Origin of the sequence: Escherichia sp. XD33, from assembly GCF_019375075.1 — a bacterium.
In the GTDB taxonomy this organism is placed as follows: Bacteria; Pseudomonadota; Gammaproteobacteria; order Enterobacterales; family Enterobacteriaceae; genus Enterobacter; species Enterobacter flexneri_A.
Genome location: NZ_JAENDM010000052.1, coordinates 20,699 through 27,379 on the forward strand (window position 1 = coordinate 20,699; position 6,681 = coordinate 27,379).

9 protein-coding genes are annotated in these 6,681 nt (G+C 52.6%); 7 read left to right on the top strand and 2 right to left on the bottom strand.

Features of this window, described 5'->3' with window-relative positions; all coding sequences use genetic code 11:
* Position 1 precedes the first annotated feature (1 nt).
* From rutD to rutG, 4 genes are read left to right on the top strand one after another with little or no spacing between them, the layout of a single operon-like run.
* On the top strand, positions 2 to 802 hold the full coding sequence (gene rutD / locus K0778_RS20960; protein ID WP_001619304.1) for a pyrimidine utilization protein D: 801 nt from the start codon (positions 2 to 4) through the stop codon (positions 800 to 802).
* A gap of 9 nt (positions 803 to 811) precedes the next feature.
* A complete protein-coding gene (locus K0778_RS20965; protein ID WP_001001189.1) occupies positions 812 to 1,402 on the top strand; it encodes a malonic semialdehyde reductase in 591 nt (196 codons plus the stop codon).
* Between the two features lie 10 nt (positions 1,403 to 1,412).
* Positions 1,413 to 1,907, top strand: a complete 495-nt coding sequence (rutF, locus tag K0778_RS20970) for an NADH-dependent FMN reductase RutF (protein ID WP_001028095.1) — start codon at positions 1,413 to 1,415, stop codon at positions 1,905 to 1,907.
* Between the two features lie 20 nt (positions 1,908 to 1,927).
* A complete protein-coding gene (gene rutG, locus K0778_RS20975; RefSeq protein ID WP_001619302.1) occupies positions 1,928 to 3,256 on the top strand; it encodes a pyrimidine utilization transport protein G in 1,329 nt (442 codons plus the stop codon).
* Between the two features lie 257 nt (positions 3,257 to 3,513).
* Here the strand turns inward: rutG and K0778_RS20980 are convergent, their stop codons facing one another.
* Complete coding sequence (locus K0778_RS20980) at positions 3,514 to 3,687, bottom strand: general stress protein (protein ID WP_001273658.1); 174 nt, start codon at positions 3,685 to 3,687, stop codon at positions 3,514 to 3,516.
* Positions 3,688 to 4,059: 372 nt separating this feature from the next.
* On the opposite strand from K0778_RS20980, the gene wrbA reads away from it, so the two are divergent.
* Entirely contained in the window at positions 4,060 to 4,656 is a 597-nt protein-coding gene (wrbA, locus tag K0778_RS20985; RefSeq protein ID WP_001151437.1) for an NAD(P)H:quinone oxidoreductase, read from the top strand.
* Between the two features lie 20 nt (positions 4,657 to 4,676).
* On the top strand, positions 4,677 to 4,904 hold the full coding sequence (locus K0778_RS20990; RefSeq protein ID WP_001143120.1) for a YccJ family protein: 228 nt from the start codon (positions 4,677 to 4,679) through the stop codon (positions 4,902 to 4,904).
* A gap of 37 nt (positions 4,905 to 4,941) precedes the next feature.
* Here K0778_RS20990 and agp read toward each other — a convergent pair whose 3' ends face one another.
* Entirely contained in the window at positions 4,942 to 6,183 is a 1,242-nt protein-coding gene (gene agp / locus K0778_RS20995) for a bifunctional glucose-1-phosphatase/inositol phosphatase (RefSeq protein WP_001543620.1), read from the bottom strand.
* Positions 6,184 to 6,514: 331 nt separating this feature from the next.
* Between agp and K0778_RS21000 the strand changes: the two genes are divergently transcribed.
* The coding region (locus tag K0778_RS21000; protein ID WP_047664789.1) for an IS1 family transposase at positions 6,515 to 6,681 on the top strand (167 nt) is incomplete at its 3' end.

Here is a 6,681-nt window from a genome sequence, read left to right on the forward strand (position 1 = left end):
GATGAAACTTTCACTCTCACCTCCCCCTTATGCTGATGCACCCGTAGTGGTGTTGATTTCGGGTCTTGGCGGTAGCGGCAGTTACTGGTTACCGCAACTGGCGGTGCTGGAGCAGGAGTATCAGGTAGTCTGTTACGACCAGCGCGGCACCGGCAATAATCCCGACACACTGGCAGAAGATTACAGTATCGCCCAGATGGCAGCGGAACTGCATCAGGTGCTGGTAGCCGCAGGGATTGAGCATTACGCGGTGGTCGGCCATGCGCTCGGTGCGCTGGTGGGAATGCAGCTGGCGCTGGATTATCCCGCGTCGGTAACTGTGCTGGTCAGCGTTAACGGCTGGCTACGAATAAACGCCCATACGCGCCGCTGTTTTCAGGTTCGCGAACGATTACTGTATAGCGGTGGCGCGCAGGCATGGGTGGAAGCGCAGCCGTTGTTCCTCTATCCCGCCGACTGGATGGCGGCCCGCGCACCTCGCCTTGAGGCAGAAGACGCGCTGGCACTGGCGCATTTTCAGGGCAAAAATAATTTACTGCGTCGACTTAACGCCCTCAAACGCGCTGACTTTAGTCACCATGCGGATCGCATCCGCTGCCCGGTGCAAATCATCTGCGCCAGTGATGATCTGCTGGTGCCATCAGCATGTTCCAGTGAACTTCATGCCGCCCTGCCCGATAGCCAGAAAATGGTGATGCGCTATGGCGGACACGCCTGCAACGTGACCGATCCCGAAACGTTTAATGCTCTGTTACTCAACGGGCTTGCCAGCCTGTTACATCACCGTGAAGCCGCCCTGTAAGGAATTGCTATGAACGAAGCCGTTAGCCCAGGTGCGCTTAGCACCCTGTTCACCGATGCCCGCACTCACAATGGCTGGCGGGAGACACCCGTCAGCGATGAGACGTTACGGGAGCTTTATGCCCTGATGAAATGGGGGCCGACATCAGCTAACTGTTCTCCGGCACGTATCGTGTTTATCCGCACTGCAGAGGGAAAAGAACGTCTGCGCCCGGCGCTTTCCAGCGGCAATCTGCAAAAAACCCTGACCGCGCCCGTCACCGCTATCGTCGCATGGGACAGTGAATTTTATGAACGGTTACCGCAACTGTTTCCTCACGGCGATGCCCGCAGTTGGTTTACCTCCAGCCCACAACTTGCCGAAGAAACAGCGTTTCGCAACAGTTCCATGCAGGCGGCCTATCTTATCATCGCTTGCCGTGCGCTGGGACTGGATACCGGCCCGATGTCGGGTTTTGACCGTCAACACGTTGACGACGCCTTTTTTGCGGGCAGCACGCTGAAGAGCAATCTGCTGATTAATATCGGCTATGGCGATAGCAGCAAACTTTTTGCGCGCCTGCCACGTCTGTCCTTTGAAGAAGCCTGCGGGCTGTTGTAAGGAGCAAACTATGAACATTGTCGATCAACAAACTTTTCGCGATGCGATGTCCTGCATGGGCGCGGCGGTCAATATCATCACCACGGACGGTCCAGCCGGGCGCGCCGGGTTCACCGCCAGCGCCGTCTGCAGCGTGACCGACACGCCGCCCACATTACTGGTGTGCCTGAATCGTGGGGCGTCCGTCTGGCCGGTATTCAATGAAAATCGAACGCTGTGTGTAAATACACTTAGCGCCGGGCAGGAGCCGCTTTCAAACCTTTTTGGCGGCAAAACGCCCATGGAACACCGCTTTGCCGCCGCCCGCTGGCAGACTGGTGTGACCGGATGCCCGCAACTGGAAGAGGCGCTGGTTTCATTTGACTGCCGTATCAGCCAGGTGGTGAGCGTCGGCACCCACGACATTTTGTTTTGCGCCATCGAAGCGATTCATCGTCACGCCACACCCTACGGGCTGGTGTGGTTCGATCGCAGTTATCACGCGCTGATGCGCCCTGCTTGTTAACCTCCTTAAGGAGACAGCTGATGGCAATGTTCGGTCTTCCTCACTGGCAGTTAAAATCGACCTCTACAGAGAGCGGCGTGGTCGCGCCGGATGAACGATTGCCGTTTGCTCAGACGGCAATAATGGGCGTTCAACACGCGGTGGCGATGTTTGGCGCGACGGTGTTAATGCCGATTCTGATGGGGCTGGATCCCAATCTTTCCATTTTAATGTCGGGGATCGGCACATTACTGTTTTTCTTTATTACCGGCGGGCGCGTCCCCAGTTATCTCGGTTCCAGCGCGGCTTTTGTCGGCGTGGTGATCGCCGCGACGGGCTTTAACGGTCAGGGCATTAACCCGAATATCAGCATTGCGCTGGGCGGGATTATCGCCTGTGGGCTGGTTTATACCGTCATTGGCCTGGTGGTGATGAAAATCGGTACACGCTGGATTGAACGGCTAATGCCGCCGGTGGTGACGGGTGCGGTGGTGATGGCGATTGGCCTGAACTTAGCGCCTATCGCAGTGAAAAGTGTATCGGCTTCGGCCTTTGATAGCTGGATGGCGGTAATGACGGTGCTGTGTATTGGGCTGGTGGCGGTGTTTACCCGTGGCATGATCCAGCGGTTATTGATTCTCGTAGGATTAATTGTCGCCTGTCTGCTGTATGGCGTGATGACCAACGTTTTAGGGCTGGGAAAAGCCGTCGATTATACTCTCGTCAGCCATGCTGCCTGGTTCGGTCTGCCACATTTTTCCACTCCTGCTTTTAATGGTCAGGCAATGATGCTGATTGCGCCCGTGGCGGTGATTCTGGTGGCGGAAAACTTAGGTCATCTCAAGGCAGTCGCCGGGATGACCGGACGCAATATGGATCCATATATGGGACGGGCATTCGTCGGTGATGGGCTGGCGACGATGCTTTCTGGTTCTGTCGGTGGCAGCGGCGTAACCACCTACGCCGAGAATATCGGTGTAATGGCCGTGACAAAAGTCTACTCGACGCTGGTGTTTGTCGCTGCTGCCGTCATCGCCATGCTGTTGGGCTTTTCACCGAAATTTGGCGCGCTGATTCATACCATTCCGGCCGCGGTGATTGGTGGTGCATCAATTGTTGTGTTCGGGCTGATTGCCGTCGCAGGCGCAAGGATCTGGGTACAAAACCGTGTCGATTTAAGCCAGAACGGTAATTTGATTATGGTCGCAGTAACCTTAGTCCTGGGCGCGGGTGATTTTGCTCTCACGCTGGGCGGTTTTACGTTGGGAGGGATTGGTACAGCAACCTTTGGCGCGATTTTACTCAATGCGTTATTAAGCAGAAGGTTGGTTGACGTTCCACCGCCAGAAGTTGTTCATCAGGAGCCATAAAAAGAAAACCGCCGGGATTACCCGGCGGTGCAGATTGTTGACAACGTACGCATTGTTCATGCCGGATGCGGCGTAAACGCCTTATCCGGCCTACAAAACAGTGCAAATTCAATATATTGCAATCTTCTGGTAGGCCTGATAAGCATCGCGCATCAGGCAAGCTTACATTTGTCATCAGTATCAACCACCGGGTAACCGGCGGTGATGGCTTTTTGACGAGCTACAGACAAAAATGCATTCGTCACTGATTAGTCCGGCTAGTTGTCGCTTTTGCCGTGACTGCTCTTGCCACCTTTTTTACCTGCTTCAGATGCGCGCTGCGGGTCATTCTTGAAATTACCCCCGCTGTGCTGTCCACCTTTTTTACCTGCTTCTGATGCTCTTTCGCGGTCTTCTGCAAAATTGCCGGAACCGCCTCGATGGTTTGCCATTACTGACCTCCGTCTGGGTATAGACATCATATTGCATAGAATTAACGCGGCGTATGGCGGCTGCCATATTTTCGCTACGTGGGACTAAGCTTAGTGAACTGACGCGGGCAGACCCGCGTTTGGTAATATCCTGCAACAGCTTCTTAGCGAGAATAGATATCATCTCCAATAATTATCCATAAGCCGCTCTTATGATTAAAAAAACGCGATGAGATAAAAATGTGTCATTTTGCGACAAAATTACGTGCTTGTGAAAGTTGTTATAAATCAAATAAGTGGTTGTGAAATTTGCACTCTGAAAAGGACGTCTTATCTTTAAATAAGTGGTAGCGAATCGCTACGGAATAGAGATAACACGAGGAGTGGTTAGAAATGGCTAAAGTTCTGGTGCTTTATTATTCCATGTACGGACATATTGAAACGATGGCACGCGCAGTCGCTGAGGGTGCAAGCAAAGTGGATGGCGCAGAAGTTGTCGTTAAGCGTGTACCGGAAACCATGCCGCCGCAATTATTTGAAAAAGCAGGCGGTAAAACGCAAACTGCACCGGTTGCAACCCCGCAAGAACTGGCCGATTACGACGCCATTATTTTTGGTACACCTACCCGCTTTGGCAACATGTCCGGTCAAATGCGTACCTTCCTCGACCAGACGGGCGGCCTGTGGGCTTCCGGCGCACTATACGGAAAACTGGCGAGCGTCTTTAGTTCCACCGGTACTGGCGGCGGTCAGGAACAAACTATTACTTCAACCTGGACGACCCTTGCGCATCACGGCATGGTAATTGTCCCCATTGGCTACGCAGCGCAGGAATTATTTGACGTTTCACAGGTTCGCGGCGGTACGCCGTACGGCGCAACCACCATCGCAGGCGGTGACGGCTCACGCCAGCCAAGCCAGGAAGAACTGTCTATTGCTCGTTATCAAGGGGAATATGTCGCAGGTCTGGCAGTTAAACTTAACGGCTAATCTTCAACAGGAGGATACGCATGCCAACTCAAGAAGCGAAAGCTCATCACGTCGGTGAATGGGCATCTCTGCGCAATACGTCGCCGGAAATAGCCGAGGCCATTTTCGAAGTCGCCGGGTACGACGAAAAAATGGCGGAAAAGATTTGGGAAGAAGGTAGCGATGAAGTGTTAGTCAAAGCCTTTGCTAAGACCGATAAAGATTCGCTTTTTTGGGGCGAACAGACCATCGAACGTAAAAACGTTTAACCAGCGACTCCCCCGCTTCTCGCGGGGGAGCTTTCTGTTATTTCACCGCTTCATTCAACACGCTATCAAATTTATCCATCGGGCAGAAACCGTTGGCATCTATCGGGCAACCGCTTAATTCCAGCGTCACACGCTGAGCAGGTGCCTGCAGGGTTAACGCATCGGCATTACGTAACTGTTCCGCACTCTGATACACATATTCAATTTTCATCAAATCGCGATTGGCTTTGCTGTCATGCCAACGCTGGAAAACGATTTTGCCGCCAATCGGCGTGCGTTCGTTCTGGTCATGCAACTGATACGGTTTGAAATCCAGCGCCGTTAACAGAGAGGCAATGTTGGAGTCGTGCCCAACTAACACCGTGATTTTCGGTGCACGGGTGCGATCAGTGACCAGAGCTTTGTCGATATAACTGACCAGCGGTTTCGCAACATTGCGCGCCACTTCCGGTGAGGTAAACAGGCTGTCCTGGTAACCGTTTTTCAGCTTCGACAACACCTTCCACTGCTGGTCAGATTTGATTTCTCCCCAGGCCACCTGATCCATCGGAAAACCTTCGTAGTATTGCAAAGTAAACGCATCTACCAGCGAGTTGCCGACTTTCAGCGGCCCGGAAACACCTGGTTCTTGTTGATACTTCGCGCTAAAGGTATTTTTGCCATCCACCAGCGAACACTGTTGTTTCTCTTTACAGGCAGGGGAATCTTTATAGTTAACGATTTTTTCCAGTAGCTGGTAGCTGTCGGTAAGCTGGAGTTTGCTGAGCTCTTTCTCCATTGCCGCCACCGCCTGTTCACTGAATGCGGCGGAATCATCGGTGATCACCGGGTTAAAGGTTGGGTCCATGGTGCCCATTTTTTCCTGGTGATGCACAGGAATATCACACCCCGGGAATGCGCCGGTAATAAAGAACTGTGCGGTCGCAACGGTACGTTGCAGACTATTGGCATAGGCATAAACGGTGTCTGGCGGCGGGCATTCCCCCGATTTCACCATCCCCTGCTCTGCCAGCCATTCACGCATGTAATGCCCCATATACACTTCGAGTACGCCACCTTTGGTGGTGAGTTGCCCACCGGGGACGTCCCATTCGGGCCATTTATTCGGCGTCGACTGCTCCAGCACACTGCCATTGTTCGCCAGCGGCGCACGTAAGTTATGGCGGCTCATCATGAGCACTTGCTGTAGCTGATAGCCTTCCGGTACGGTTTGTGCCTGAGCATTTGAAGCGAGTAATACTATCCCTGCCACAGTTGCGGCGATTAGCGTTTTGTTCATTCCTGGCACCTCTTTTGTTATCAATCACTAAAGAGTGTGACAGAAATATGACATTTTTCCGGGAACAGGTTCGCAAAATGGCTTGTTGAATGCCTGTTTTTCTATATACATCTTTAAAAACAGGCAAGGTTTGACGCAAACTATGCCTGATTAGCTCCCTGCCTCGCGTACGCCGCTGATGATTACACCTGTGGCTAAACAGAATATCAGCGGCGTTACTAATACAGAGGCAATAGTACCAATAATAAGAGAAGTGAGGCTAATAACAATGGTTTTGGTAATGCTGCCAACTTACTGATTTAGTGTATGATGGTGATTTTAAGGTGCTTGCGTGGCTTCCATTTCCATCAGATGTCCTTCCTGCTCCGCTACTGAAGGCGTGGTGCGTAACGGCAAAAGCACTGCCGGACATCAGCGCTATCTCTGCTCTCATTGCCGTAAAACATGGCAACTACAGTTCACTTACACCGCCTCTCAGCCCGGTACGCACCAGAAAAT

Coding starts and splice junctions, on each gene's coding strand:
- rutD (WP_001619304.1), top strand. CDS start 2: ATGAAACTTTCACTCTCACCTCCCCCTTATGCTGATGCACCCGTAGTG.
- K0778_RS20965 (WP_001001189.1), top strand. CDS start 812: ATGAACGAAGCCGTTAGCCCAGGTGCGCTTAGCACCCTGTTCACCGAT.
- rutF (WP_001028095.1), top strand. CDS start 1,413: ATGAACATTGTCGATCAACAAACTTTTCGCGATGCGATGTCCTGCATG.
- rutG (WP_001619302.1), top strand. CDS start 1,928: ATGGCAATGTTCGGTCTTCCTCACTGGCAGTTAAAATCGACCTCTACA.
- K0778_RS20980 (WP_001273658.1), bottom strand. CDS start 3,687: ATGGCAAACCATCGAGGCGGTTCCGGCAATTTTGCAGAAGACCGCGAA.
- wrbA (WP_001151437.1), top strand. CDS start 4,060: ATGGCTAAAGTTCTGGTGCTTTATTATTCCATGTACGGACATATTGAA.
- K0778_RS20990 (WP_001143120.1), top strand. CDS start 4,677: ATGCCAACTCAAGAAGCGAAAGCTCATCACGTCGGTGAATGGGCATCT.
- agp (WP_001543620.1), bottom strand. CDS start 6,183: ATGAACAAAACGCTAATCGCCGCAACTGTGGCAGGGATAGTATTACTC.